The following is a 24,865-nucleotide window of genomic DNA, read 5'->3' on the forward strand; positions in this document are numbered from 1 at the left end:
GGATCCAGCCGGCCGGCGACCGCGCCCTGCTCATCGATACGTCGGACCTGAACGCCGTTCTCGCCCTCACCGACCACCTGAGCGCCGCCCTCTCGGCCGGCGAGTTGGCCGGCGTCGAGGACCTGGTGCCCGCCGCCCGGACGGTGCTGGTCCGCCTCGCGGCCGACGCCGACCTCGACGCGACCGCCGATGCGCTGCGCGACCTCGTCGGGGTGGTCGGTGCCGGGACCGCACGGGGCGACGGTGCCCCGTCCGACGCCCTGGTGATCCCGGTGCGCTACGACGGGCCCGACCTGGACGACGTGGCCGAGCTGACCGGTCTCGGCCGGGACGGGGTGATCCGGGCGCACACCGGGACCCCGTGGCGGGCCGCATTCGTCGGTTTCGCCCCGGGCTTCGCCTATCTGGCAGGAGGCGACCCCGCCCTGGCCGTGCCCCGCCGCGCCGAGCCGCGTACCTCGCTGCCCGCCGGGTCGGTCGCCCTGGCCGGCGAGTTCTCCGCGGTCTACCCGCGGGAGTCGCCCGGCGGGTGGCAGCTCATCGGCACCACCGACCTGGGCATGTGGGACGTGACGGTCGAGCCACCGGCCACCATCCAGCCCGGGCGCTGGGTCCGGTTCGTCGACGTGGCTGACGGCGGGTCGCGGTGACCGGCCGGCTCACCGTGCTGCGCACCGGGCCGCTGGCGCTGCTGCAGGACACCGGCCGCACCGGCCACGCCGCGGACGGCGTCGGTCGATCGGGTGCCGCCGATCGCGCGTCCGCCGCGCGGGCCAATGCGCTGCTGGGCAACGATTCCGGCGCCGCGGTGCTGGAATGCACGCTGGGTGGGCTGCAGGTCAGGGCGGAGACCGATCTCGTCGTCGCGGTCGCCGGGGCCCCCGCCCCGGTCGAGGTGGACAAGGAACCCGTCCCGCACGCGACCCGGTTCGACCTGCGGGCCGGGCAGACGCTGCGGATGCGCGCCCCGCGGACCGGACTACGGACCTACCTCGCCGTGGCCGGCGGGTTCGCCGTACCCGCCGTGCTGGGGTCGCGCAGCACCGACACCCTGTCCGGGATCGGCCCACCCCCGGTCGCCGCCGGGGACGTGCTGCCCGTCGGGGCGTCGGACGAGCCCCCGCCGTCGACGGTCCCGGACGCGGAGATCCCGGCGGACGGACCGGTGACCTTGCGGGTGCGGTTCGGCCCACGGGACGACTGGTTCACTGATCCGTCGGCCCTCACCACGGGGGAGTGGACGGTGAGCCCGCGCAGCAACCGGGTCGGGCTGCGCCTACAGCGGACCGATCCCGACGCCCCGGGGCTGATCCGCGCCGTCGAGGGTGAGTTGCCCAGCGAGGGCATGGCTCTCGGCTCCGTCCAGATCCCGCCCGGCGGCGAACCCGTGCTGTTCCTCGCCGACCATCCGCTCACCGGCGGGTACCCCGTCGTCGCCGTGGTTCTGGACGCCGACGTCGACCGCGCCGCCCAGCTCCGCCCGGGTCAACGGCTCGCCTTCCGCGCCAGCTGACCGCACCGCCGTCCGACCGCCCATCCGTGAAGTCCAGCCAGAATCCGGAGAACCCGATGTTCGACAGCCTGCTCGTCGCCAACCGCGGCGAGATCGCCCGCCGCATCCTGCGGACCGCCCGGGAGATGGGCATCCGCACCATCGCCGTGCACTCCGACGTGGACGCCGGCCTGCCGTTCGTCACCGAGGCCGACGAGGCGGTGCTGCTCGGTGGGGCGGCGCCGGCCGAGTCGTACCGCAACATCGAGCGCATCCTGCAGGCCGCGCGGGACACCGGGGCGCAGGCCATCCACCCCGGTTACGGGTTCCTGTCGGAGAACGCGGCGTTCGCCCGGGCCGTGCAGGACGCCGGGCTGATCTGGGTCGGCCCGTCCGCCGACGTCATCGAGAAGATGGGCGACAAAATCAACGCCCGCAACCTCATGGAGGACGCCGGGGTTCCGGTGGCCGCCGGCACACGCGAGCCCGTCGCCGACCGCGATGCCGCGGTGCGCGAAGCCGAGCGGATCGGCTACCCGGTGATGATCAAGGCTGCGGCCGGCGGCGGTGGCATGGGGATGAGCGTGGCCGAGGACGCCGCGCAGGCGGCCGAGCAGTTCGACCGGATCGCCGCGTTCGCCGAGCGGATGTTCGGCGACGGGTCGGTGCTGCTGGAGCGGTTCCTGCCGGTGGCCCGGCACGTCGAGGTGCAGATCCTCGGGTTGGCCGACGGACGCGTGGTGGCGCTGGGGGAGCGGGACTGCTCGGTGCAGCGCCGCAACCAGAAGGTCGCCGAGGAGACCCCGTCACCGGCGGTGTCCCCGGAGCTGCGGGCGCGCATGCTGGCCGCCGCGGTGCGCGCCGGTGAGGCCGTCGGCTACCGCAACGCCGGCACGGTGGAGTGCCTGGTCGACGAGTCCGCGCAGGACTTCGTCTTCCTGGAGATGAACACCCGGCTGCAGGTGGAGCACCCGATCACCGAGGCCGTCACCGGGCTGGACCTGGTCGAGCAGCAGTTCCACATCGCCGCCGGCGAGGACGTCACCTTCGACCCGGACGCGGTGACCGTCACCGGGCACGCGCTCGAGCTGCGGATCAACGCCGAGGACCCGAAACGTTTCCTGCCCGGACCGGGTGTGGTGCGCGAGTGGGTGGAGCCGTCGGGCGAGGGGGTCCGGGTGGACGCCGGGTACGGCCCGGACACCACCGTCACCCCGTCCTACGACTCGTTGATGGCCAAGCTGATCGTCTTCGGGGACGACCGGGAGCAGGTGCTGGCCCGGGCCCGGGAGGCTGTCGCCGGGTTCACCGTGGTCGGCCCGAAGAGCAATCTGCCGTTCTTCGCCGAGCTGCTGGACGACGCGGAGTTCGTCTCCGGGCACTACGACACCGGCATCGTCGGGCGGATGCGCAGCTGAGGGTCAGCCCGGGTAGCTGCCGGCCGCGGCCAGGAACTGGTCGTTCTCCTCGGGCGACCCGATGGACACCCGCACGCCGCCGGCGGCGTCGGCGAACGGCCGCACGATGACCCGGTGGGTCTCGCAGTGCGCGGCGAACCGGGTGGCTTCCTCCGCCAGGGGCAGCCAGACGAAGTTCGCCTGCGACGGCGGCACCTCGAACCCGAAGCCGCGCAACGCAATCGACACCCGGTCGCGTTCGGCGACGACCTGCTCCCAGCGGGGGACGAACTCCGCTCCGTGCTCCAGGGCGGCGAGGGCAGCCACCTGGGCCAGGCTGTTCACCGCGAACGGGATGGCCACCCGGCGCAGCGCCGTCACCACGTCCAGCGGCCCCACCGCATAGCCGACCCGCAGACCGGCCAGGCCGTAGGCCTTCGAGAGCGTGCGCAGGGCCAGCACATTCGGCCGGGTCAGTGCCAGTTGCACCCCGTTGGGCGACTCCGGGTCCCGGTCGAACTCGCGGTAGGCCTCGTCCACCACGACCAGCACGTCCTCCGGCACCGCGTCCAGCAGCGTGGTCAGCTGGTCGGTGCGCACGGCGGTGCCGGTCGGGTTGTTCGGCGTGCACACGAAGATCAGCCGGGTGCGGTCGGTGACGGCGTCGGCCATCGCGGCCAGGTCGAGCTCCTGGGCGGCGGTCACCGGGATCTGCATCGCCCGGCCACCCATCAGACCGGTGACGATCGGATAGGTCTCGAACGAGCGCCAGCCGTAGATCACCTCGTCACCGCGGTCCACGGTGATCTCGGCGATCTGATGGCACAACGCGACCGATCCGCCACCGACGACGAGGTTCTCGCGCGGCGCGCCGGCCAGCGCGGCCAGCTGCTCGGCAAGCAGGTTCGCGGCGTTGTCCGGATAGCGGTTGAGCCCACCGGTGGCGCCCTGGGCGGCGTGCGCGCCGATGGCCTCGGCCACCGACGGCAGGGTGGGGAAGCTCAGCTCGTTGGAGGCCAACTTGACCGCGCCGGGCACGTTCCGCCCCGGGGCGTAGGACGGCAGACCGTCCAGGGCCGATCGCAACCGCACCGTCATCCCACGTGCCCCGTTCCCGTACGAGTCATCCACGAACCGTTCCGGACCAGGCTATGTGGTGCGCCGTGGCAGCCTGACCGGCCCGGCCCGCTCGTGTAGGAACGAGCCATGAGCAGGACAGATGTCGTCCCCGAGGTGCTGTGGACTCCCCGGCCCGAGCGGGTCGAGGGGGCCGCGATCACCGCGTTCGCCCGGCTGGCCGGCGACCGGGCGGGCCGGGACCTGACCGGGTACGACGACCTGTGGCAGTGGTCGGTCGACGACCTGGGCGGGTTCTGGACGGCGGTGGCCGACTTCTTCGCCGTGCACTGGCACACCGCCCCGACCGCGGCGCTGGCCGACGCGCGGATGCCCGGCGCGGTGTGGTTCCCCGGTGGCACGCTGAACTACACCGAGCACGCCCTGGCCGACCGGCCGGGCCGCGGCCCCGACGATCTCGCCGTCATCGCGGTCGACGAGTCCGGCGCCGAGCAGATGATCACCTTGCGCCGGTTGCGGGAGCTGGTCGGCGCGGCCCAGGCCGGGCTGCGCCGGTACGGCGTCGGACCGGGCGATCGGGTCGCCGCGCTGCTGCCCAACGCCCTGCCCGCACTCGTCGGGTTGCTGGCCACCGCCGGTCTCGGCGCGGTGTGGTCGAATTGTTCGCCGGACTTCGGCGCCGGGGCGGTCATCGACCGGTTCGCCCAGATCGAGCCGACGGTGCTGCTCACCGTGGACGGCTACCGCTACGGCGGCAAGGACTATCCCGTCGCCGACACCGTGCGCCGTGTGCAGGACGCCCTGCCCGGCCTGGCCGCCACCGTGTGGCTGCCCGTGCTCAGCACCACCTCGGACGAGGCCGTCCGCTGGACCGATCTGCTCGCCGAACCCGGCCCGGTGATCGCGGAGCCGATAGCGTTCGACGCGCCGCTGTGGGTGCTCTGGTCCTCGGGGACAACGGGCCTGCCCAAGCCGATCGTGCAGTCGCAGGGCGGGATCCTGCTCGAGCACCTCAAGGCCGTCGGGCTGCAGTGCGATCTCGGCCCCGCCGACCGGTTCCTGTGGTTCTCCACCACCGGCTGGATGATGTGGAACTTCCTCGTCGGCGGACTGCTGACCGGCGCGACCGTCGTGCTGTACGACGGCAGCCCCGCCCACCCGGACCTCGACGCCCTGTGGCGGCTGGCCGAGCGGCACCGGGTCGACTACCTGGGGGCGTCGGCCGCGTACGTGCACTCCTGCCGAACCGCCGGTCTGCATCCGGCGGAGCGGTACGACCTCACCGGGCTGCGGACGTTCGGTTCCACCGGCTCGCCGCTCGGGCCGGACGGATTCCGCTGGCTGCACGACCGGGTCGGCGGCCACGTGCAGATCGCGTCCATCTCCGGCGGCACCGATGTCTGCACCGCGTTCGTCGGGGCCGCACCGACCGTGCCGGTGTGGTCGGCTGAGATCTCCTGCCGGGCCCTGGGTGCCCGGGTCGAAGCGTTCTCCCCCTCGGGTGAGGCGCTGATAGACGAGGTCGGCGAGCTGGTGCTCACCGCTCCGCTGCCGTCCATGCCCGTCGGGTTCTGGGGCGACGCGGACGGCAGCCGGCTGCGGGAGGCGTACTTCGCCGAGTACCCCGGGGTGTGGCGGCACGGCGACTGGATTCGGCTCACCTCCCGCGGCTCCTGCGTGATCGAGGGCCGGTCGGACTCGACGCTGAACCGGGGCGGGGTGCGGATGGGCACGGCGGAGTTCTACCGGGTGGTCGAGGCCGTGGACGGCGTCTTGGACGCCCTGGTCGTGGACACGTCGTCCGGCGCCCACTACGGACAGCTGGTGCTGTTCCTCGTCCCCGCCGACGGAGTCGACCTGGACGCATTGACCGCGGCGGTGCGGGCAGCCGTACGGCAGGAGCTCTCGCCGCGCCACGTCCCCGGCGCGGTGGTCGCCGTCCTGGTGATCCCGCGGACGGTCAACGGCAAGAAGTGCGAGGTGCCGGTGAAACGGGTGCAGACCGGGACGCCTATCGATGAAGCCGTCTCCCGAGACGCGCTGGCCGACCCGGACAGCCTGCAGGCCCTGCTGGACGCGGCCCGGACCGCCGGGGTGACGGCATGAGCGGGCGAGTGCGGGCCGGGCTCGCCGCGCTGGCCGTCGCGGCCTCGGTGGTGCTGGCCGGATGCGGAGGAGCGGCGAGTGGTGCGCTGACCGCGACGAGCTCTGGGGTGGGTGCGTCGGTGCCGACTGTGCCGTCAGGCGCGACGTCCTCAGCCGCGAGCTCCGCTCCGGGGGCGGCGGTCACCGTCACCGTGCCCGACCTGGGCGGCGCACCCGTCGCGTCCCCGCCCGCCGAGCCGGCGGCGTCGCCGGCCGAACCTGCCGCCCCGACGGAGAGCAGCTCTGCACCGGCTCAGGAGCCCGCAGTGACTGCCCCGACGCCGGCGGCCGACCCGACCCCGGAGTCGACGTCGCAGGCCGCCGCGTCGGCCGCCCCCAGCGCCGAGCCCGCCCCGCCCGCGGCGGGGGACGGCAACACCGTGCCGGTGACCTTGGCCAACTGCCCCGGCTGCACGGTGCTCGCCACCCACGCCGGTGTCACCGGAGACCTGTCAGCGGCGCTGGTGGCCAGCGGCACCGGCCGCGCCCTGCTGCTGTCCGTCGGGCCCGACGGCGCGGTGCGCGGGTTGATCAACATCCCCTACGGCGCGGAGTTCCCCGCCCCGACCGGTGAAGTGCTGCCCTGCGACAGCCAGGCCCGGTGCGTGGTGACCGCGCGGCAGTCCGACGGCCGCGCGATCCTGTCCGCGTTCGAGCTCACCGGTACGGGGGCCTGGCGGGACGTCTCCGGCAACGACGCCTTCCCGTCGGCGACAGCGGAGGGCCGGACGGTCGACCTGGACGGTGGACTGGGTATCGCTGTGCAGGACGCCGCGGACGGGGCGACGGTGTGGATGGTCTTCGGCTGGTCCGGTGAGCGCTACGTGGTCGTGGGCTGCTCTGCGGACACCGCCGCCGACCCCGGCGCGGTGGGCCTCGACCTGGCGGCCTGCCTGTCCTGATCGAGGCCTGACCAGGGGCGATGGGGATGGGTCGGGCCGTTTTGCTTCCGGCCACATCCCCCGGGTACTGTCAGCACCCGGCGGCCTCCGCAGGTGGCCCCAGGAAGCGTGCCAGAGCGGCCGAATGGGACACACTGCTAATGTGTTGTGCTCGTAAGAGTACCGAGGGTTCAAATCCCTCCGCTTCCGCGCTGACCGGGTGCCTTCGGGCTGCCGAGAGGTGGTAGTACCCAGCAGGACCGCACCACAGCACGAAAACTGAACACGCGCCCGTAGCTCAACGGATAGAGCATCTGACTACGGATCAGAAGGTTGGGGGTTCGAATCCCTCCGGGCGCACTTACAGCAGGCCGCCGACCTGCACTGATGAGCTTTCATCCTTACCCTGAACCACCTGCGAGCGGCGGGTTGGTCACCGATTAATCACACAGCCCCCCGCCGTGCCCATTGATGTCCGCCAGACCTTATTAGATTCCGATCTGTGGTCGCGCACTTCTCCCCAGCCGGGGTGTGGCGGCGGACGTCAGGCGGGTGGGCTGCCCTGCGTGAGCCGGCTGCTGCAGGGGTTGGCTGCGCTGCCCGCCCAAGTCGTTGGCATGCACCGACTGGCGGGGCTTGCGGTCGACAAGCCCAGGAGTGCCTCCGGTGCCAGCTCAGCTGTCGGAAGTGCGCGTGCGCGGCACCAAGGCCGCCGCGGCCTCCGCCGCCTGGTGCCCGACGCCGTCCAGCAGGTGGCCGTAGATATCGGCGGTCGCACTGATGGAACTGTGGCCTAGCTGTAATCCCCAGGTGGGTTGCTGACGGTCGTGCGGCTGATGGGTGGGTTTCCGCCCAGGGCGGTGTGGTTGCGGTGATGGTTGTAGGTGTGGAGCCATTCGGGCAAGGCCGCAGCGCGTTCTGCTGAGCTGGCGAAGGGCCTGACGTAGGCCCATTCTTCGGCCAGGGTCCGGTTGAACCGTTCGGCTTTGCCGTTGGTCTGGGGTCGGTAGTTGCGGGTGAAGCGGGCTTGGGCGCCCACGTCGGCCAGCGCCTGCCGCCAGGCCTGGCTCCGCCGGTAGGCCAGAGCGTTGTCGGTCATCACGCGTTGGATGCCGGTGACGCCGACGGTGGCGAACCAGGCCGCAGCCGAACGCAGGAAAGCCGCGCAGGTCACCGCGCTCTCGTCGGGGTGGATCTCGGCGTAGGCCAGTCGGGTGTGGTCGTCGATCGCGCAGTGCACGTAGTCGTAGCCGGCTCGCCGGCCGGCTTTGAGGGCGGCCTGCGCGGCGAGGTGCTCGAGCGATCCGCGTCCGTGCACCCGCCACCCTCCGCCCTGCCGAATGGCGCCCAGCTTCTTGACGTCCACGTGCAGCAGCTCCCCGGGAGCAGCCCGCTCGTAGCGGCGGATCACCACCCCGCTGGGGCGGTCCATCCAGGCCAGTCGGTGCATGCCGTGACGGCGCAGCACCGCGTGCACCGTGGAGGGCGCCAAACCCACCAACGGTGCGATCCGGGCCGGTCCGAGCTTGCGCGCGGCGCGCACCGCCAGGATTTTGTCCTCCAGTCCGCGCGGGGTCCGGCCCGGCAGCCGGTGCGCCCGACTGGATCGATCGATCAGTCCGGCCGGACCTTCGGCCCGCCAACGGGCCAACCACTTGTAGCCCGTGGCGCGGGAAATGTTCATCTCGACCACCACGTGGGCCACCGGGCGTCCTTGCTCGATTACCCGCCGGATCAGCTCAGCACGGCCGTGAACGGTCAGACGGGCATTAGCGTGGGACATCGAGACCTCCGGGTTGTCGGTGAGGCGTCAGCACCCACACCTTCACCCGGAGGTCTCCCCGATCACCAGACCCAACTGTCAACAACCCTCGTGGGCATTACACCTAGCCTCTTCGACACGACTTCGATGGGGACGCCGGCTGCGATGCCGAGTGATGCCGCGCCGTGGCGGAGGTCGTGCAGCTCGATCATCCTCAGCGTGGCGGAACCTTCCGGCCCAGCGGTGGCAGTTCTGGCGACGATGGACGCGAACCGGTGGGTCACCACCGTCGGATACAGGGGCAGGCCGTTCTCACGCGCGAACACCAGACCGTGGTCGGTGTAGACGCCGGCCCAATGATCACGCTCGATCTGCTGAGCCTTGCGGTGGCCGTGCATCATTGCCGCGGTCTGCTTGTCCATCTCGACGATCCGGGTCCCGGCGGCAGTCTTCGGTTCGCGCCAGGCGACCTTGTGACTACCGCCGCACCACTGGCAGATGGGCGTCTGTCCCTGCACCACCTGGCGGCGCACCTGTAATTGTCGAGTGAACAGATCGACTTTGTCCCAACGCAGCGCCAGCGCCTCGCCGCGCCGCATCCCGGTGAAGGCCAGAGGCTCGAAAAGTACGCCGAGGCGGTCGGTCTGGGCTTCGGTCAGGATTGCCGCGAGTTCGCCCGGCTCCCAGGGGTTCGCTCGGGCGGTGGTGCGGCGGGGGAGCTCCACATCTCGCGCTGGGTTGGTCGGGATCAAGCTGGCTCGAACTGCAGCTGTCAGGGCCGAACGAAGTGCAGCAACGCATCGATGGATCGTCGTGGGGCCGTCGCCTGCTTCGACCAGCGCACGGATCATGGCAGCCACCGCGGGCCGCTTGAGGTCGCGGAGCTCCACCGAAGCCAGGTGCTTACGGATGCGGCCCTCGGCATAGAACCGATACATCGTCACGGTGGACGGCCTGAGGGTGCCTAGGTAGTGAGATCAGCACACGGCTTTCCCGGGGTGGTGTCACACTGGTCCCTGTGGTCACCCTTCTGGAGCAGGAGATGTACACCGAGGCGGGCGCAGCGTCGCTCCTCGGTGTGCCCCAACCGACCCTGCACTACTGGCTCGAAGGCAAGGCGTCAGGCACCAAGACCTACCGTCCGGTGATCCGCGAACATTCGACCGGCAACAAGAACGTGACCTGGGCGGAGTTTATCGAGGCTGGCTTGCTGCGCCAGTACCGCCGCGTGCACAACGTGCCGATGGCGGAGCTCAGGGCTCTCATCACCCATCTTCAGGATAGTTATGGCATCCCCTACCCGCTTGCGCACGCCAAGCCGTTCATCAGCGGCCGCGAGCTCCTGCTCAACGCCCAGGATGATGCGGACCTCCACCCGGACTTCGCGCTAGTGGCGACGGTCAACGGGCAGCTGGTGCTGACACCGAGTGCCGAGCAGTTCTACCAGCGCGTGACCTGGATCAACGATGTCGCGGCCAAGTGGCGGCCGGCAAGCGCGGATCGGTCCACGGTCGTCATCGACCCAGAGATCCGCGGAGGTCGTCCGTCCGTCGGCGGAATCAGCACCGCCGCCCTCTGGGAGCAAGCCGAGGACGGAGCCGCTGTACCTGATCTTGTGGACCTGTTCGGTTTGACGATCCGGGACGTTCGATGGGCGCTGAGCTATGAGTCCGAAGAGGCTGCGCGGGCTGCGTGAGCCGCCCGCAGCTCGCTACCGTCCGCTTCTTCATCGACGCAGACCTGCGCGGGCTGGCCAGGCTTGTCTGCCAGGAGCGCCCTGACATCACCTACCTTGGGGATGAAGGCGCCTTGATCCGCAGACGGTTTCGACCGCCGTGTCCCATCCCGGCGACGGCCATCAAGGACGTGGAGTGGATTCCCGAGGTGGCAGCCCGTGGCTGGCTCATCATCACCAGAGATCGCAAGATCCAGCAGCACACCCGGGAGCGTCATGCCGTACGAGACCACCGGGCGAAGATGGTCAACCTTTTCAGTGACGACGCGGCAACGATCTGGACGCAGCTCGAGGTGCTCCTCACCCGCTGGCGAGAGATCGAGCAGATGCACGCCGAGCCCGGCCCGTTCATCTACAGCTTGAGCCGGACAGGGCAACGCCGGCGCATCTCTCTGGACTGACCAGGCTGAGCCGGGCGCTCCGCTAGTAGCCATTCGAGGCCGACGGACCAGGCCCTGCAGGTGTCGGCGTTCGCCTCACCTGACAGGGCGGGCTCGCCTTGTGGCCCGCCAATGGGTGGCAGCTGGGCCAGTGCGTAAACGAGCATCACGCCTGAATGGCGTGGGTCAGGCGTCTGTCGTGACAACGACTTTGCGTGACCGGCTCGTGTCTAAAGTGTATGAGGTGTGTGGCAGGTGAAGTGGAGCTCGCTGGGAGTACACGTCGTGGCGACGGGTACGCGAGAGGGGGCGCCGTTGACACGATCCGGACCCACTTCGCGCTGTGCCGTTGTGGCGTTTGGGGCCACAGACTGGGCGCCACGCGCACAGCCCGCCCGCCGGCGTCCCCGGCCAGCGCCGTCCTGGTGGGGGTGTGCTGTGGAGGCTGATCGGATCGGGGAGCGCACGGTGGGTGGTGAGTCGTTTCGGGTGAGCAGCCCGGGACGGGTGCCAAATACGGCGACGGGACGACCGAGGCGCAGTTCATCGACTACTATTTGGCCGCAGCGCCGGTTGTGTTGCCGCACCTGGCCATTCGGTGCAGATGCCGACAGCCTGGTCGATGGCGCAGTTGGTCAGCGCGGCCTGCAGGTTCGCGGCCAGGCGTTTGACCTGACCAGGATCGAGCCTGGCGTTTGCCTCGCTCGCCTAATCAATCCGGTCGTCGCCGAGCCCCGCGAGATTGTCGTTGGAGCTGGACAGGTCGCGCTGACACCCGGTGTTGGCGGGGTCAGTGTGGGCCTGGCGCTGCCTGACGGCCAGGTCAGCGGTGAATTGGGGGACTGGTTGCGGGCCTTGCAGGGGATGAGCGGTGTAGTGGCCGACCTGGCGTTGGACGCACTGGACCACGTGATTGCGTTGACCGGGCAGATCAACGCGTCGCAGGCCGGAATCGGCGAGCGGTTAGGGAAGGGGGCGCCGGCGCTGCTGGCGATGCCTGGTTGTGGGGCGGTGACCGCGGCGGAGCACTGGTGAGTCCGCCGGTATCGCCCGCTTCTCCCGCGAGGCCAAGTTCGCCCGCCACGCCGGGGGTGGCGCCGATCCCGGTGTGGTCCGGGAACAGCGCGGGCCGGGTCCGGATGACGCCGTCGGGTAACCGGCGGCTCAACGCCGCGCTCCACCGCATCGCGGTCACCCCGATCCGCCTGCCCGGCTCTCAGGGCAAGGCCCAACTACGAACGAAAGAAGGCCGACGGCATGTCGACCGCCGAAGCCCTACGCTTGCCTGGAACGACGCCTTGCCCGCATCGTGTTCAATCACCTGCAGGCCGACCAGCAGACCCGCCCGGCGCACCTGCCGACCGCGTCTCGACTCAGGAGAAACGCATGTCCGGCTGGGAGTCATGACCATCGCGAGGTACAAGCACGAAGCTGTTGCCGGTCGTGACTGGGCTGGCGGCGTAGCGAAGGACGCTGATGACTATTCGGCGTGTGCGTCGAACATGCATGAAGTATGTAAGCACGTTAGAACGTGTATCCGGCAAGCCTGAGAGGCGATCGTGGAATTGCGAAGCGTTGACAAGATGCGCGAAATCCTGGCCCGGGGAGGCAACCCGTATGAGGTCGACTCCGCCAATCAAGCTGCGTACAACGACGCGCTGGCTGCCCGACTCAGGTTTCTTCCAGACGACTTTGTATTCGGAGAGACCAATGAGAGCCTGATCGATGCCTTTGAGGCTGCAGAGCGAGCTGAGACCACCTACAACCACAAGCAACGCGTCTATGCCGAGCTGGAAGAAGAGGCCGACAATAACCGGGTCGATCCCGAGATGCTGGACAGGTTGAATGTGAGCGACTGGGAAAAGGGTGGACTTCGGAAGAAAGAAGCGGGCAAGCTTCCCGGCACTGAGGTGTGGTTCTCGGTGGCTGACTTCAAGGACAAGAGCATGGGCATCGTCTGGACCAACCTCGTGCTGCTGTTGGGGTTGCACCTAGCCGTGCCGATCGCCCTCCCCGTCAGCGTCGCAGTCAACGCCGTGCGCAGCGTCAAGCGAATGACGGAACCTCAGATGGAGGTCTACCGCACCTTCGTCCGGCTGTCCCAGGAGAAAGGTCAAAACCCCTACAGTTGTCGCCTCAAGATGGCCGAACTGCTGCAGGCGCTCCCTGAAGAGTCTGAGTCTAAGAACAAGGTGCTGCTCGACGAGATGAAGCAGGCAAAGATCTTGGCCAGCGCAGGCGATGAGTGGTGGTTCCAGCGATGAAGCTCTTTATGTCTCACAACCACCGGGATAAGCCTCGTGTACGGGCGCTGAGCCGGCAGCTCCAGTTGGCCGGAGCTGATGTTTGGCTCGACGAATGGGAGATGCGCCCCGGTGACTCAATCCCACTCAAGGTCAACGAGGGGCTGCAGACGATGAACCAAATCCTCGTCTGCTGGTCGGCCAACGCGAACGGTGCTCGCTGGGTAGAGACCGAGTTCGCCAGCGGGCTGTCACGGAGCCTTGCGCCGGGGTCAGATGTCCGCGTGATCCCGGTGGTCCTCGACGACACACCACTGCCGACAATCATCAGCCACCTGCTGTGGGTTGATCTACGTGCCGACGCCGTAGACGCAGCGGTCAACTCGATCATGGGCTTCCAGAACGATGCTGAGCGGCTGAAGGCGATCCAAGAGGCGCTCGTTGAGTCAGACATCGAAGTCCTGACGCTCGCTGATGGTCAAGTGTACGTGTGTTGCGACAACTGCGGTGCTCCAGTCTCGGAGCTGATTGTCCATGAAGACATCGATGAGAAGCATGACGACATCTACTACTCGGTGAGCTGTAGAGCGTGCGGCCGTTAGGCCTAGCGATGCCCAGTTGTCTGAAGGGGTTGAGATTGCGCCGTGCCTAGCGCTAGGGAGCTGGCGGGGGAGTCTGCACTCATTGATCGTTTCTGGCATCACCGGGTCCGCTCACCCACCGCTCCCGCCTGGGGTGACAACAGCCGCAGGTTAGCTCGACGGTCGGTGTTGTTCGGGGTAGGCCAGCGTCATGCGTACGCAGCGACCGCCGGCGGGCAGTCTCTGGATCGGGCAGCGGGGTGGTGCCTGACGTCGACGAGGTGATGCTGGCGTTGTAGGCAGGGTCTGACCACCGGGGAGATCAGCGCGCCTTCCGCCGACATCTTCGGCGCGATGGCGAGCACGGATATCGTCACCCCGATTCCCGGCCGGGTGGTCGAGGAGATGCAGGCGTGCGGCAAGGCATGAGCCGGGTCCCGCCATTCGGCCGCACAGGCCAGGCGTGGTGAGATTGCCATCTTGCGATGCTGGGCCGAGTGCCCGGCGACGAGCATTGCGGAGTGGAGCCTGACTTGCCGATCACCCTCTTCAAGGACACGACGTACACGCTAAGCGGGCTGATCGGCGACATCAGGCGCGGCGAGGTCGCGCTACCGGACATTCAGCGACCGTTCGTGTGGCCTGCTGCGAAGGTCCGGGACCTGTTCGACTCCATGTACCGCGGCTTCCCCGTTGGTTACCTGCTGTTTTGGGAGACCGGCGCCGGCGCCGGCACCCGGCAGATCGGCACCGACGTCAAGCAGGCCGCGCCTCGGCTGTTGATCGTCGACGGGCAGCAGCGCCTGACCTCGTTGTTCGCGGTTCTGACGGGGACACAGGTCGTCCGCGAGGACTACACGGAGTGGCGCATCCGCATCGCCTTCCGGCCGACGGACGCCACCTTCAGTGTCGCGGACGCGGCGATCGAAAAGGACCCGGAGTTTATCCCAGACGTGTCTGCTCTTTGGGGCTACGCGGGGCGTAAGAAGACCGTCCGCGCCTTCCTCGACCGTCTGCGCACCAAGCGTGACATCACCCAGGCTGAGGAGGACCGTCTCGACGACGCCATCGACCGGCTGTACGACCTGCACAACTACCCGTTCAAGGTCGTGGAGCTGTCCCCGGACGTCGACGAGGAGCAAGTCGCCGAAGTCTTCGTGCGCATCAACTCTGAGGGCGTCAAGCTCAACCGCGCCGACTTCATCCTCACGCTGATGAGCGTGTTCTGGGACAAGGGCCGCGCTGAGCTTGAGGACTTCTGCCGGGCGGCAAAGCAGCCGTCCATCGCTAAGGCATCACCTTTCAACTGGTTCATCCAGCCACAGCCTCCGCAGTTGCTGCGCGTGTCGGTGGCCCTGGCGTTCCGTCGCGCTGTGCTGAAGACCGTCTACACGCTGCTGCGGGGCAAAGACCTGGACACCGGGCAGGTGTCGGTCGACAAGCGTGACGAACAGTTCCGGGAACTGAAGGCGGCCCAGGAGCACGTACTCAGCCTCACCAACTGGCACGAGTTTCTTCAGTGCCTGGAACGAGCCGGCTACCGCAGCGGGAAGATGGTAACCAGCGAGAGTGCCGTTCTGTACAGCTACGGGCTGTGGCTCATCGGTCGCGTCGACTACGGCATGAGTGTCCAGCAGTTGCGTGAGGTCATCGCCCGCTGGTTCTTCATGGTCCAGGTGACTGGCCGCTACACCGGCTCGTTCGAAAGTCAAGTCGAATCCGACCTTGCCCGCTTCGCCAACTTGAATACCGCCGACGGCTTCATCGAGGTGCTGGACCGCATCGTCGACGACACCTTGTCAGCCGACTACTGGAGCATCACGCTGCCCAACGACCTGGCGACCTCAGCTTCACGCAGTCCTGCGTTGAGTTCTTATATCGCCGCTCTGAACATCCTCGACGCCGATGCGCTGATGGGCACCGGCAAGGTGCGTTCCCGGCTCGACCCGGCCATCGTCGCGCAGAAGGGCATCGAGCGGCACCACCTATTCCCCAAGGGGTATCTGCGCGAGGCCTTGAAGATCACCGACACTAAGCAGGTCAACCAGATCGCCAACATGGCGCTGGTCGAGTGGGCGGACAACATCGCTGTATCTGACGATCCGCCCGCGAAGTATTGGCCTGCGCAGGTCGCCGCCCGCAACTTCGGCGAAGAGAAGCTTGCCGAGCAGATGCGGCTTCACGCGCTGCCCGACGGCTGGACGGAGATGACCTACGGCGATTTCCTCGTCGCCCGTCGCAAGCTCATGGGAGCCGTCGTCCACGACGCCTTCGCGAAGCTGCGCAACAGCTCCTACACGCCCAGCTACCCGCAGCCTTCGAAGGCGCCGACTGCGACTAGCGACCTTCAAACGCACGCCGAGACGCCCGTGCTGGTGTCACTGGCCGAGATGATTGAGCAGGGACTGGTCGCTTCCGGGGCGGTGCTCCTGCCTGCCGACTCTTCCTTCGACGTGCTCGCGACGGTGCTCGACAACGGTGACCTGGAAGTAGAGGGACAGGTCTACGAAACGCCTACGGAGGCGGCCGTGGCGTCAGCTGGGTTCAGCGTCGACGGTTGGCACTTCTGGTTGGCAGACGGGCCCTCGGGGCCGGTCTCGCTCGCCCATCTCGCCGCTGGTTGACTCCCGCGCGCTTCCAGTGCCGGTCGTCGCTCTCGCGACCAGTGGGAGCGTCGCACCGGCCGCAATCCACGATTGCTGGCCTTTCGATGGATTGGCATGGTTGGGGCAAGCGTTATCGGATGCCCCGGCGCGGAAGAGCAGCGCCCGTCGAGGAAGTGTCAGGGGGCATCGCTGCGGGTTCCAGCACCCTCCCGTTCGTTCACGTATGCCTGGATGCGTCCGCTTCGACGATGTCGTCGGGGGACGCCGGTGAGCTCGCGGAGCCGGTAGATCGGCCCTTCGCACCAGTTCTCCCAGGTGTCGCGGAGCTGGCAGCTGATGTCGGCCGGTTGGACGGCGACTATTCGGTCGATCGGCGGCGCACTACACCGATGATCGCCGCCAAGGCCCGTTGCGGCGCGCCGGCTTGCGCCAGCGCGATCGCCATGGACTGCAGGTTCCGCAGAGCAGTGAGGTGCCGCTCCACTGCGACGAGTCTCTCTATCTGATCTCCATGGCGTCGGCGGCCAGGCTCTGATGATCTTTATACACTCGCTGCCGGCGCTCAGAGGGGTAGCCATGGGGGATGTGCAGGTTAAGCGCGCTTATCCTGCTTCAGCCCCATACGCAAGATAATATGTCGTTATCGGGCAGGGTTGTCGGTTGGGCAGCGGTTGCAAACCGGGGGCCAGCGGCCTGAGCGGTAGACGTCCCCAGGTGACCACCAGGCGACCCTGACTGGTCACCGATCGGTCACAGAGCTTTCGGCAACCGTCATATTCAGCCGGACCATGCCGACACGCTGCAGCACGCTGACCAGCGCATATGAGTCCGGAGCCACCTCGAGCGAACCGTGTTGACACCCCCTCCTCGTGTCTACGGATCAGAAGGTTGGGGGTTCGAATCCTTCCGTGCGCACCAGTTCTCGACGATGCCCGGCTCCTCAGGAGCCGGGCATCGTTCGTTCCGGCGGGCGATCCCGTGGCGTGATCGACCTTTCCCCCATCGCCGACCGACCGTCGGTACCCCGCCCTAGGGTGGCTCGCATGGGGGAGCGCTGGACCGTCGAGCAGGTGATGGCGGCTGCCCCGGACTCCACGTCCCAGGTCGCCGGTCGGCGCCTGGCCCAGCCCGGCCCGTGGCGGGACATCGGGCATTCCGACGGTCTGCTGTGGGGGGAGTGCCAGGGGTCGGGGACGACGCCGTACCGGGTCACGGTGGACACCGCCGGTCGGCGCTACCAGTGTTCGTGCCCGTCGCGGAAGTTCCCCTGCAAGCACGCGGTGGCCCTGCTCTACCTGTGGGCCGAGGACCGGATCGGGGAGTCAGGCGAGCCCGACCCGCGGGCGCGGGAGTTCGGCGAACGCGGCCGATCCGCCCCGGACGGCGACGAACCGGGACTGAGGACGCCTGCTGAGCAGACCGAGGCGCAGCGTGTGGCGGCCGCGGCTCGCGCTGCGGAGCGGGTGCGGCGTGTCGACGACGGGCTCGCCGAGCTCGACCGGTGGCTCGCCGACCAGGTCGCCGGCGGGCTGGCCCGGGTCGCCCAGGATCCCTATCGCTGGTCGGAGGGCATGGCGGCCCGGATGGTCGATGCGCAGGCCCCCGGGGTCGCGTCGTGGCTACGCCGGTTGGCCGAGGTCATCGCCTCCGGGCACGGGTGGCCCGGCCGGCTGCTGGACGAGCTGGCCCTGATCCACCTGCTCATCAGCGGCTGGACCCGGCGCGCCGAGCTGCCTGCCGATCTCCTGGCCACCGTCCGCGACCACATCGGGTTCACCATTCCTCGGGCCGAGGTGCTCACCGCTCCGCCCGTCCGGGACTGCTGGACGGTGGTCTCGTTCCGCGATCTGGACACCGAGACCGTCTCCACCCGCCGAGTGTGGTTGCGCGGCAGCACGTCCGAGCGATGGGCGCAGGTGCTGTTCTTCGCGGCCGGCGGGGCCGGCCCGGATACTTCATTACTACCCGGCACCGTCCTCGACGCCGACCTGCACTTCTACCCCGGCCGGGCCGGGCTGCGCGCCGCCGTCGGCACCGGCCACGCCGACGCCGTCCCGCTCGTTGACTGGTGGCCCGTGGGCAGCACCGTCGCCGGGGCCGCCGACGAGTGGGCGGCCGCCCTCGCCGCCGACCCCTGGCAGCAGGACATCCCCGCCCTGCTCCGCGGGCGGATCGACGTGGACGACCGGTGCTGGACCCTCACCGACACCACCGGGCAGGCCGTGACCGTCGTCGGGACCGAGGCCGACCTGTGGCGGCTGCTGGCGCGGACCGCCGGCAGCGTGGTCGACCTCTCCGGTGAATGGAGCACGCGAGGCTTCCGGCCGGCCGCCGTGCACACCGACGGCCACCTGGTGGGCCTGTGACCACCCGGACCGACCTGGTCACCGCCGCGACGGTGGGAACCGCCCACCGCTCCGTCGATCTCGCTGCCCTCCCCGTCGATCTGCGCCCCGACCCGCTGCCCGCCGAACCCGCGTTCGCCCTGCTGGACGCCGCCGCCCTCTCGGCCCTGGCCGCCCGCACCCTCCCCCCGGTGGCCGCTGCGTCCAAGGCACCGACGGTGTTGTCTGTGCTCCCGGCCGCCGACGACCGTCCCGTCGTCCCCACGGTGGTGGCCCAGGTGGTCGACCGGGTGACCGGCCAAGCGCCGCTGCTCGTCGAGGCCTTCACCCTGATCGACCGGGCCGGCCTGCGCCTCCCGCCCGAACTGGTCCCCGGCCTGCTGGACGACCGGAGGCCGGAGGTGGTCGCCGCCACCCGGCCGGTGGCCGGTTCGATCGGCCGACTCCTGATGTCCAAGAACCCGCGGTGGGCGCCGCCGCAACAGCCGGACCCGCGCGACCGCACCGTGTGGGAGCACGGCACCCTCGCCGAACGGACCGCCTGGCTCCGCGCCCTGCGGCGGATCGACCCCGACGAAGCGCGGGAGGTGCTCGCGGCCGGGCTCTCCCGGGAGAGCGCCGCCCACCGGGCCGAGCTGCTGGCCGTCCTGCGTGAGCGACTCGGACCGGCGGACGAGATCTTCCTGATGACCGCCGTCGGCGACCGGAGCCGGGCGGTGGTGACGGCGGCGCTGGATCTGCTCACGCTCCTGCCCGCCTCACAGCTGCGGGGCGACCTCGAAGCGGTGGCGGCCCGGACGGTCCGGATCCACCGGCTGCTGCTCCGCACCGTCGTCACCGTCGAGACCCCCGCGGCGGGCGACCTGGCGGGCTGGCCCCTGGGCGAGGCGGATCTCGCCGGAGCGGTGTTCGCCCGCATCGATCCGGCCGAGTGGACGCGCCTCCTCGGGGGCGACGTGCTGGCGCTGATCACCCGGCGGACCGAGGAGCTGCGCCCCCTGCGCCCGGCGTTCCGTCGGGCGGCCCTCACCTTCCGGCACCCCGGACTCGCCGACGCCCTGCTCACGGCGTCCGCCGAGGGCCGTGACCCCAGGTTGGCGCCCGTGATCGACGCCGAGCTGTGGTCGCTGCTGGCCCCGGCCGACGCCGCCGGGCAGCTCGACCGGCTGCTGCGCTCGCCGCAGGTCCGCCCCGACCAGGTGGCGGTCGCGGCGGCCGCCCTGCCGCTGCCCTGGACGTTCGCGGCGATCACCCGCCTCACCGCCTGGCTGCCCACCGGCGGAGCGTCCGGAGTGCCGGCGCCGCGCGGCCTGTGGGAGCTGTGGGCGACGGCCACCGCGCCCGCCGACTGCCGTGCGGTGGCCGAGATCGCCCGGGGCATGATCGCCACAGCGACCGGTGACCAGGCCCCGACCCTGACCACTCGCGCGAGCGTGGCCCTCAACCTGCTCACCCTGCGGTCCGTCCTGCACGAAGCCCTGGCCCCAGCCCTGAACGAGACCCCGCCCGACCCCAGCGCCACCCGAGGAGCCCGGTGACCGAACCGATCGACGCCCCCGCATCGCCGCCCGACGTCGAGGTCCTGCGACCGCACGCCGAGCAGCAGTTCGCCGGGGAACTGGCGGCCCTGCGCGCGACCGACGACCGACCCCGCCCGGCGAACTGGCTGCTCTCGCCGTGGGCCGTCGTCACCTACCTGCTGGGCGGGACGGTCGGCGAACACCTGATCACCCCCAAGTACGTCGGCTCCCGGCGCCTCATCGAGGTGGCCGTGGCCACCATCGCCACCGACCGCGCCCTGCTCCTGCTGGGGGTGCCGGGGACCGCGAAGTCCTGGGTCTCCGAACATCTCTCGGCCGCCATCAGCGGCTCCTCCACGCTGCTGATCCAGGGCACCGCCGGGACGGCGGAGGAGACGATCCGCTACGGCTGGAACTACGCGCGGCTGCTCGCCGAAGGCCCGACGGAGGGCGCTCTGGTCCCGTCGCCGATCATGACGGCCATGCGCACCGGGGCGATCGCCCGGGTCGAGGAGCTCACCCGGATCCCGTCCGACGTGCAGGACGCACTGATCACCGTGCTGAGCGAGAAGTCCCTCCCCGTCCCGGAACTCGGCACCGAGGTGCAGGCCCGACCCGGGTTCAACGTCATCGCCACGGCCAACGACCGCGACCGCGGGGTCAACGAACTGTCCGCGGCGCTCCGGCGCCGGTTCAACACCGTCGTCCTGCCGCTGCCCGCCGGGGTGGAGGAGGAGGTGCGCATCGTCGCCGGCCGGGTCGCCGACCTGGGCGGGTCGCTGGACCTCCCGTCCGCGACCGACGCCGTCGCCGAGATCCGCCGGGTGGTCACCGTGTTCCGCGAGCTGCGGACGGGCGCCACCGAGGACGGGCGGACCTCGCTGAAGGTGCCGAGCGGGAGTCTGTCGACGGCGGAGGCGATCTCGGTCGTCATCGGTGGGTTGGCCCTGGCCGCCCACTTCGGTGACGGGATCCTCCGGGCCGCGGACGTCGCCGGAGGCATCGTCGGCGCCGTCGTCAAGGACCCGGTGGCCGACCGCATCGCGTGGACGGAGTACCTCGAGGCCGCGGTGCGCCCGCGCGAGGAGTGGAGGGACTTCTACCGGGCGTGCCGGGAGGTCACCGGATGACCGGCCCGGCCCGATGCGCCCGGCCCACCCGATGACCACGACCGGCTCAGTGAGCACGAGCGGCCCGGCGACCACGACCACGGCCGCCCGACCGTCCCCGACGGTCCAGGTGCTGGGGGTGCGCCACCACGGGCCCGGTTCGGCGCGCGCGGTGCGGGCCGCGCTGGACCGGCTGCAGCCCGACCGCATCCTCGTCGAGGGCCCGCCCGAGGCGGACTCTCTGGTGGGCCTGGCCGGCGACCCCGATCTGGTGCCGCCGGTCGCGCTGCTCGTCTACCGGAACGACCGCCCCGCGGCGGCCGCGTTCTGGCCGTTCGCCGTGTTCTCGCCGGAATGGCAGGCGCTCACCTGGGGCGCCCGCCGCGGGGTGCCCGTCACGTTCATGGATCTGCCCGCCGCGACCATGCTGGCCGGCGACGACAGCGAGGAACGCCGATCAGGTGGGCCGGTGCACACCGACCCGATCGCCGTGCTCGCGGAGGTCGCCGGGTACGACGACCCGGAACGCTGGTGGGAGGACGTCGTCGAGTCGCGGGGACACCGTGCACCGGCAGACTCCGGCACCGACCTGGACCCGACCCAGCAGCCGGGGTCGGACCCCGCGCTCAGCTCAGCAATCGACCCCTTCAGTGCCTTCGAGGCCATCACCGAGGCGATGACCGCCGTCCGCGACGACCAGCCGGAGACCGACCCGCGCACCCTGCAACGCGAGGCGCACATGCGCCGGTCGCTCCGTTCCGCGATGAAGACCGGGGCGCAGCGGATCGCGGTGATCTGCGGGGCCTGGCACGCTCCCGCCCTGACCGGCAAGCTTCCGTCGGCCACGTCCGACACCGCCCTGCTGCGGGGGCTGCCGACGGCCAAGGTGACCGCGACCTGGGTGCCCTGGACCCACTCCCGCCTCGCGCTGTCCTCCGGCTACGGCGCCGGCGTCGACTCGCCCGGCTGGTACCGGCACCTGTTCACCGCCGGGGAGCACGGGCTGGAACGGTGGATGACCCGGTCCGCCGGGGTGCTGCGCGCCCACGACCTGCCGACCTCGACCGCGCACGTCATCGAGGCCGTGCGGCTGGCGCGATCCCTGGCCCAGCTGCGTGACCGGGCCGAGCCGGGGCTCTCCGAGGTGGTCGATGCGACCCGGGCGGTGCTCTGCGAGGGGAACGAGGCCGCCGTCGGGTTCGTTCTGCGGGACGCCGTGGTGGGGGAGGAGCTGGGGCGGGTCCCGGACTCCGCGCCGATGGTGCCGCTCGAGGCCGACCTGCGGGCCACGGTGAAATCGCTGCGGCTGCGGTACGACCCCACCCCCAAGGAGGTCGTGCTGGACCTGCGGCAACGCAATGACCTGGGCAAGTCCCGGCTGTTCTGGCGGCTGCGCATCCTCGACGTCCCGTGGGCCGTCCCCCTCGCCGTCGCCGGGACGGGCACCTTCAAGGAGGGCTGGACACTCAGCTGGCGTCCCGAGCTCACCGTCCGGCTCGTCGTCGCGTCGATGTGGGGGACCACCGTGGCTGCGGCCGCCGCCGGCCGGCTGGTCGACCGGGTGGATAGCCTCGCCGCCTGCACCGCGGCCATCGCCGACTGCATCGCGGCCGATCTCCCCGACGTGCTCGACGGCTTGCTGGCCGCCCTGGACCGGTTCGCGGCCGGCTCGGCGGACATCGCCGCACTCCTGGCCGCGCTGCCCGAGCTGGTCCGGGCACAGCGCTACGGGACCGTGCGCGGCACCGACGTCACCGCGATCGCCGGTGTCGCGCAGGGCGTCCTCGTCCGCATCTGCGCCGGGCTGCCGTCCGCGCTGGGCGGTCTGGACGACGACGCGGCCCGCGCCGTGCTCGGCGCACTGGACCGCACCCACGATGTCGTCCCGCTGCTGCCGGAGGGCCCAGCCCGGGACGGCTGGTACGACGCCCTGCAACGCGCCTCCGGCCGGCGGGACCTGCCGCCGCTGCTGGGCGGACGGATCGTCCGCATGCTCATGGACGTCGGGACGATCACCCGGGCGCAGGCGGCCGACCGCCTGCACGCCGCCCTGTCCGTCGGGAGTCTCCCGGTCGAGAAGGCTGCCTGGGTGGAGGGTTTCGTCGCCGGCGGCGCCTTGCTGCTGATCCACGACGACGAGTTGCTGGCCGTGCTGGACCGCTGGGTCCGCAGCCTGGCCGACGGGGAGTTCCTGGACGTGGTGCCGTTGCTGCGGCGCAGTTTCGGCTCGTTCGCGCCCGCCGAGCGCGGCAACCTGCTGCGCGCCGTGGGGTCCCTGTCCGGCAGCGGGCGAGCCGCGGCCCAGGGAGACACAGGGGATCTCGACCTCGGCCGGGCGCACGCCGTCCTGGCCACCGCTCGGCTGCTGCTGCGGGGAGCGTCATGAGCGAGGAACTGGAGGCCGCACGCCTGCGTCGCTGGCGGCTGCTCATCGGCGGATCCGACCAGTCGTCCACCGCCGACGGGGTGGAGCTGTCCGCGGACGACCGTCGGATGGACGCCGCGCTGGCCGCGGTCTACAACAGCGAAGGCCCTGGCACGGGAACGGGCTCCGGTGGGGGCGGCGGGGGGCGCAGTGCCGGTCTCGGCCGATCGGCGCCGCGGGTGGTCGCCTGGCTGGGCGACATCCGCAGCTACTTCCCGTCCACCGTCGTGCAGGTCGTGCAGCGGGACGCCGTCGAGCGGCTGAACCTGCAGCAGCTGCTGCTGGAACCCGAGCTCCTCGACGCGGTCGAACCCGACGTTGAGCTGGTGGCCACGCTGATCTCGATGAGCGGGCTGCTCCCCGAGCGCTCCCGCGCCACCGCGCGTGCCGTGGTCGCCTCGGTGGTCCGGGAGATCGAGCGGCGCATCGCCGACCGGACCCGGACGGCGGTGCAGGGCGCGCTGAACCGCTCCGCGCGGGTCCGGCGTCCCCGCCGGCAGGCCGACATCGACTGGAACCGCACCATCTCGGCGAACCTGCAGCACTGGCTGCCCGAGCACCACACCGTCGTGCCCGAGCGGCTCGTGGGGTACGGCCGGCGGCAGAACTCGGTGCAGCGGTCGGTGGTGGTCGCGATCGACCAGTCCGGGTCCATGGCCGAGTCCGTCGTCTACGCCTCGATCTTCGGGGCGGTGATGGCGGCGCTGCCGGCCCTGCGCACGTCGCTGGTCGTCTTCGACACGGTGGTCGTCGACCTCACCGATCAGCTGCACGACCCGGTCGAGGTGCTCTTCGGCACCCAACTCGGCGGCGGCACCGACATCAACGCCGCGGTCGCCTACTGCCAGGACCTGATCGACGACCCCACCGACACCATCTTCGTGCTCGTCTCCGACCTGTACGAGGGCGGCATCAAGGGTGAGCTGGTGCGGCGGATGAACGCGATGAGCCAGGCCGGGGTGCAGGTGATCGCGCTGCTCGCCCTGTCCGACTCCGGTGCCCCGTCCTACGACCGGGACCACGCCGCCGCCCTGGAGGCCATCGGCGTCCCCGCCTTCGCCTGCACCCCGGACGCCTTCCCCGACCTGCTGGCCTGCGCCGTCCAGCGCGGCGACCTGGCCGCCTGGGCGCACCGGTTCCGCGCGGAGGCGGAGTGAGGGATGGGCT

General features: G+C 70.4%; 20 protein-coding genes and 2 tRNA genes. 19 read left to right on the forward strand and 3 right to left on the reverse strand.

Features of this window, described 5'->3' with window-relative positions; genetic code table 11:
* Window positions 1-2: 2 nt before the first annotated feature.
* The 3 genes from J2S58_RS15200 to J2S58_RS15210 are packed head-to-tail and all read left to right on the forward strand — an operon-like array spanning window position 3 to window position 2,910.
* Window positions 3-650 carry a 5-oxoprolinase subunit B family protein gene (locus tag J2S58_RS15200; RefSeq protein WP_344470543.1) on the forward strand — a complete coding sequence of 216 codons (648 nt, stop codon included), beginning with the start codon at window positions 3-5 and terminating at the stop codon, window positions 648-650.
* Window positions 647-1,513 (forward strand): 5-oxoprolinase subunit C family protein, encoded by an 867-nt coding sequence (locus tag J2S58_RS15205; RefSeq protein WP_205257984.1) that lies wholly within the window; start codon window positions 647-649, stop codon window positions 1,511-1,513. The genes J2S58_RS15200 and J2S58_RS15205 overlap by 4 nt, the downstream gene beginning before the upstream one ends.
* 56 nt (window positions 1,514-1,569) lie before the next feature.
* Complete coding sequence (locus J2S58_RS15210) at window positions 1,570-2,910, forward strand: acetyl-CoA carboxylase biotin carboxylase subunit (protein WP_205257993.1); 1,341 nt, start codon at window positions 1,570-1,572, stop codon at window positions 2,908-2,910.
* Between the two features lie 3 nt (window positions 2,911-2,913).
* On the opposite strand, the gene hisC is transcribed toward J2S58_RS15210, so the two are convergent.
* Window positions 2,914-3,987, reverse strand: a complete 1,074-nt coding sequence (hisC, locus tag J2S58_RS15215; RefSeq protein WP_205257985.1) for a histidinol-phosphate transaminase — start codon at window positions 3,985-3,987, stop codon at window positions 2,914-2,916.
* Between the two features lie 108 nt (window positions 3,988-4,095).
* Here hisC and J2S58_RS15220 point away from each other — a divergent pair, with 108 nt between their 5' ends.
* From J2S58_RS15220 to J2S58_RS15235, 4 genes are all read left to right on the forward strand, one after another.
* On the forward strand, window positions 4,096-6,072 hold the full coding sequence (locus J2S58_RS15220) for an acetoacetate--CoA ligase (protein ID WP_205257986.1): 1,977 nt from the start codon (window positions 4,096-4,098) through the stop codon (window positions 6,070-6,072).
* Window positions 6,069-7,013 carry a hypothetical protein gene (locus J2S58_RS15225; RefSeq protein ID WP_205257987.1) on the forward strand — a complete coding sequence of 315 codons (945 nt, stop codon included), beginning with the start codon at window positions 6,069-6,071 and terminating at the stop codon, window positions 7,011-7,013. Before J2S58_RS15220 ends, J2S58_RS15225 begins: the two co-directional genes overlap by 4 nt.
* A gap of 102 nt (window positions 7,014-7,115) precedes the next feature.
* Window positions 7,116-7,202 (forward strand) — tRNA-Ser (locus tag J2S58_RS15230).
* Between the two features lie 77 nt (window positions 7,203-7,279).
* A tRNA-Arg gene (locus tag J2S58_RS15235) sits at window positions 7,280-7,352 on the forward strand.
* A gap of 433 nt (window positions 7,353-7,785) precedes the next feature.
* Here the strand turns inward: J2S58_RS15235 and J2S58_RS15240 are convergent.
* Together J2S58_RS15240 and J2S58_RS15245 are read right to left on the reverse strand one after the other, a co-directional pair.
* Window positions 7,786-8,775: an IS481 family transposase gene (locus J2S58_RS15240; protein WP_306828789.1), complete on the reverse strand. Its 990-nt coding sequence runs from the start codon at window positions 8,773-8,775 to the stop codon at window positions 7,786-7,788.
* A gap of 62 nt (window positions 8,776-8,837) precedes the next feature.
* The gene (locus tag J2S58_RS15245; RefSeq protein WP_240188852.1) at window positions 8,838-9,692 is read right to left on the reverse strand and encodes a tyrosine-type recombinase/integrase; all 855 of its coding nucleotides are present in this window, start codon (window positions 9,690-9,692) and stop codon (window positions 8,838-8,840) included.
* A gap of 80 nt (window positions 9,693-9,772) precedes the next feature.
* On the opposite strand from J2S58_RS15245, the gene J2S58_RS15250 reads away from it, so the two are divergent.
* The 12 genes from J2S58_RS15250 (at window position 9,773) to J2S58_RS15300 (ending at window position 24,855) form a co-directional block, all read left to right on the forward strand.
* Window positions 9,773-10,450 carry a DUF433 domain-containing protein gene (locus tag J2S58_RS15250; RefSeq protein ID WP_205256585.1) on the forward strand — a complete coding sequence of 226 codons (678 nt, stop codon included), beginning with the start codon at window positions 9,773-9,775 and terminating at the stop codon, window positions 10,448-10,450.
* The gene (locus J2S58_RS15255) at window positions 10,447-10,890 is read left to right on the forward strand and encodes a PIN-like domain-containing protein (RefSeq protein ID WP_205256584.1); all 444 of its coding nucleotides are present in this window, start codon (window positions 10,447-10,449) and stop codon (window positions 10,888-10,890) included. Before J2S58_RS15250 ends, J2S58_RS15255 begins: the two co-directional genes overlap by 4 nt.
* A 552-nt stretch (window positions 10,891-11,442) precedes the next feature.
* Window positions 11,443-11,904 (forward strand): hypothetical protein, encoded by a 462-nt coding sequence (locus J2S58_RS15260; protein ID WP_205256583.1) that lies wholly within the window; start codon window positions 11,443-11,445, stop codon window positions 11,902-11,904.
* A 104-nt stretch (window positions 11,905-12,008) separates the two neighbouring features.
* Entirely contained in the window at window positions 12,009-12,419 is a 411-nt protein-coding gene (locus J2S58_RS19235) for a hypothetical protein (RefSeq protein ID WP_344469869.1), read from the forward strand.
* Window positions 12,420-12,452: 33 nt separating this feature from the next.
* The gene (locus J2S58_RS15265) at window positions 12,453-13,133 is read left to right on the forward strand and encodes a hypothetical protein (RefSeq protein WP_205256581.1); all 681 of its coding nucleotides are present in this window, start codon (window positions 12,453-12,455) and stop codon (window positions 13,131-13,133) included.
* Entirely contained in the window at window positions 13,130-13,714 is a 585-nt protein-coding gene (locus tag J2S58_RS15270; RefSeq protein ID WP_205256580.1) for a toll/interleukin-1 receptor domain-containing protein, read from the forward strand. Before J2S58_RS15265 ends, J2S58_RS15270 begins: the two co-directional genes overlap by 4 nt.
* 476 nt (window positions 13,715-14,190) lie before the next feature.
* Window positions 14,191-16,317: a GmrSD restriction endonuclease domain-containing protein gene (locus J2S58_RS15275; protein ID WP_205256579.1), complete on the forward strand. Its 2,127-nt coding sequence runs from the start codon at window positions 14,191-14,193 to the stop codon at window positions 16,315-16,317.
* Between the two features lie 1,025 nt (window positions 16,318-17,342).
* Window positions 17,343-18,665: an SWIM zinc finger family protein gene (locus J2S58_RS15280; RefSeq protein WP_205256578.1), complete on the forward strand. Its 1,323-nt coding sequence runs from the start codon at window positions 17,343-17,345 to the stop codon at window positions 18,663-18,665.
* A complete protein-coding gene (locus J2S58_RS15285) occupies window positions 18,662-20,182 on the forward strand; it encodes a DUF5691 domain-containing protein (protein ID WP_205256577.1) in 1,521 nt (506 codons plus the stop codon). The genes J2S58_RS15280 and J2S58_RS15285 overlap by 4 nt, the downstream gene beginning before the upstream one ends.
* Window positions 20,183-20,190: 8 nt before the next feature.
* Window positions 20,191-21,294: an AAA family ATPase gene (locus tag J2S58_RS15290; protein ID WP_205256593.1), complete on the forward strand. Its 1,104-nt coding sequence runs from the start codon at window positions 20,191-20,193 to the stop codon at window positions 21,292-21,294.
* A gap of 31 nt (window positions 21,295-21,325) precedes the next feature.
* A complete protein-coding gene (locus J2S58_RS15295) occupies window positions 21,326-23,659 on the forward strand; it encodes a DUF5682 family protein (RefSeq protein ID WP_370881838.1) in 2,334 nt (777 codons plus the stop codon).
* Window positions 23,656-24,855, forward strand: coding sequence for a VWA domain-containing protein (locus tag J2S58_RS15300; protein WP_205256575.1), 1,200 nt, complete (start codon window positions 23,656-23,658; stop codon window positions 24,853-24,855). Before J2S58_RS15295 ends, J2S58_RS15300 begins: the two co-directional genes overlap by 4 nt.
* Window positions 24,856-24,865 lie beyond the last annotated feature (10 nt).

This window comes from Nakamurella flavida, from assembly GCF_030811475.1.
Lineage (GTDB): Bacteria > Actinomycetota > Actinomycetes > Mycobacteriales > Nakamurellaceae > Nakamurella > Nakamurella flavida.

What these genes read in the sequence shown, in the direction of transcription:
- J2S58_RS15210 (WP_205257993.1), top strand. Translation starts at nt 1,570, where the DNA reads ATGTTCGACAGCCTGCTCGTCGCCAACCGCGGCGAGATCGCCCGCCGC.
- hisC (WP_205257985.1), bottom strand. Translation starts at nt 3,987, where the DNA reads ATGACGGTGCGGTTGCGATCGGCCCTGGACGGTCTGCCGTCCTACGCC.
- J2S58_RS15220 (WP_205257986.1), top strand. Translation starts at nt 4,096, where the DNA reads ATGAGCAGGACAGATGTCGTCCCCGAGGTGCTGTGGACTCCCCGGCCC.
- J2S58_RS15225 (WP_205257987.1), top strand. Translation starts at nt 6,069, where the DNA reads ATGAGCGGGCGAGTGCGGGCCGGGCTCGCCGCGCTGGCCGTCGCGGCC.
- J2S58_RS15240 (WP_306828789.1), bottom strand. Translation starts at nt 8,775, where the DNA reads ATGTCCCACGCTAATGCCCGTCTGACCGTTCACGGCCGTGCTGAGCTG.
- J2S58_RS15245 (WP_240188852.1), bottom strand. Translation starts at nt 9,692, where the DNA reads ATGTATCGGTTCTATGCCGAGGGCCGCATCCGTAAGCACCTGGCTTCG.
- J2S58_RS19235 (WP_344469869.1), top strand. Translation starts at nt 12,009, where the DNA reads ATGACGCCGTCGGGTAACCGGCGGCTCAACGCCGCGCTCCACCGCATC.
- J2S58_RS15265 (WP_205256581.1), top strand. Translation starts at nt 12,453, where the DNA reads ATGCGCGAAATCCTGGCCCGGGGAGGCAACCCGTATGAGGTCGACTCC.
- J2S58_RS15270 (WP_205256580.1), top strand. Translation starts at nt 13,130, where the DNA reads ATGAAGCTCTTTATGTCTCACAACCACCGGGATAAGCCTCGTGTACGG.
- J2S58_RS15280 (WP_205256578.1), top strand. Translation starts at nt 17,343, where the DNA reads ATGGGGGAGCGCTGGACCGTCGAGCAGGTGATGGCGGCTGCCCCGGAC.
- J2S58_RS15295 (WP_370881838.1), top strand. Translation starts at nt 21,326, where the DNA reads ATGACCACGACCGGCTCAGTGAGCACGAGCGGCCCGGCGACCACGACC.
- J2S58_RS15300 (WP_205256575.1), top strand. Translation starts at nt 23,656, where the DNA reads ATGAGCGAGGAACTGGAGGCCGCACGCCTGCGTCGCTGGCGGCTGCTC.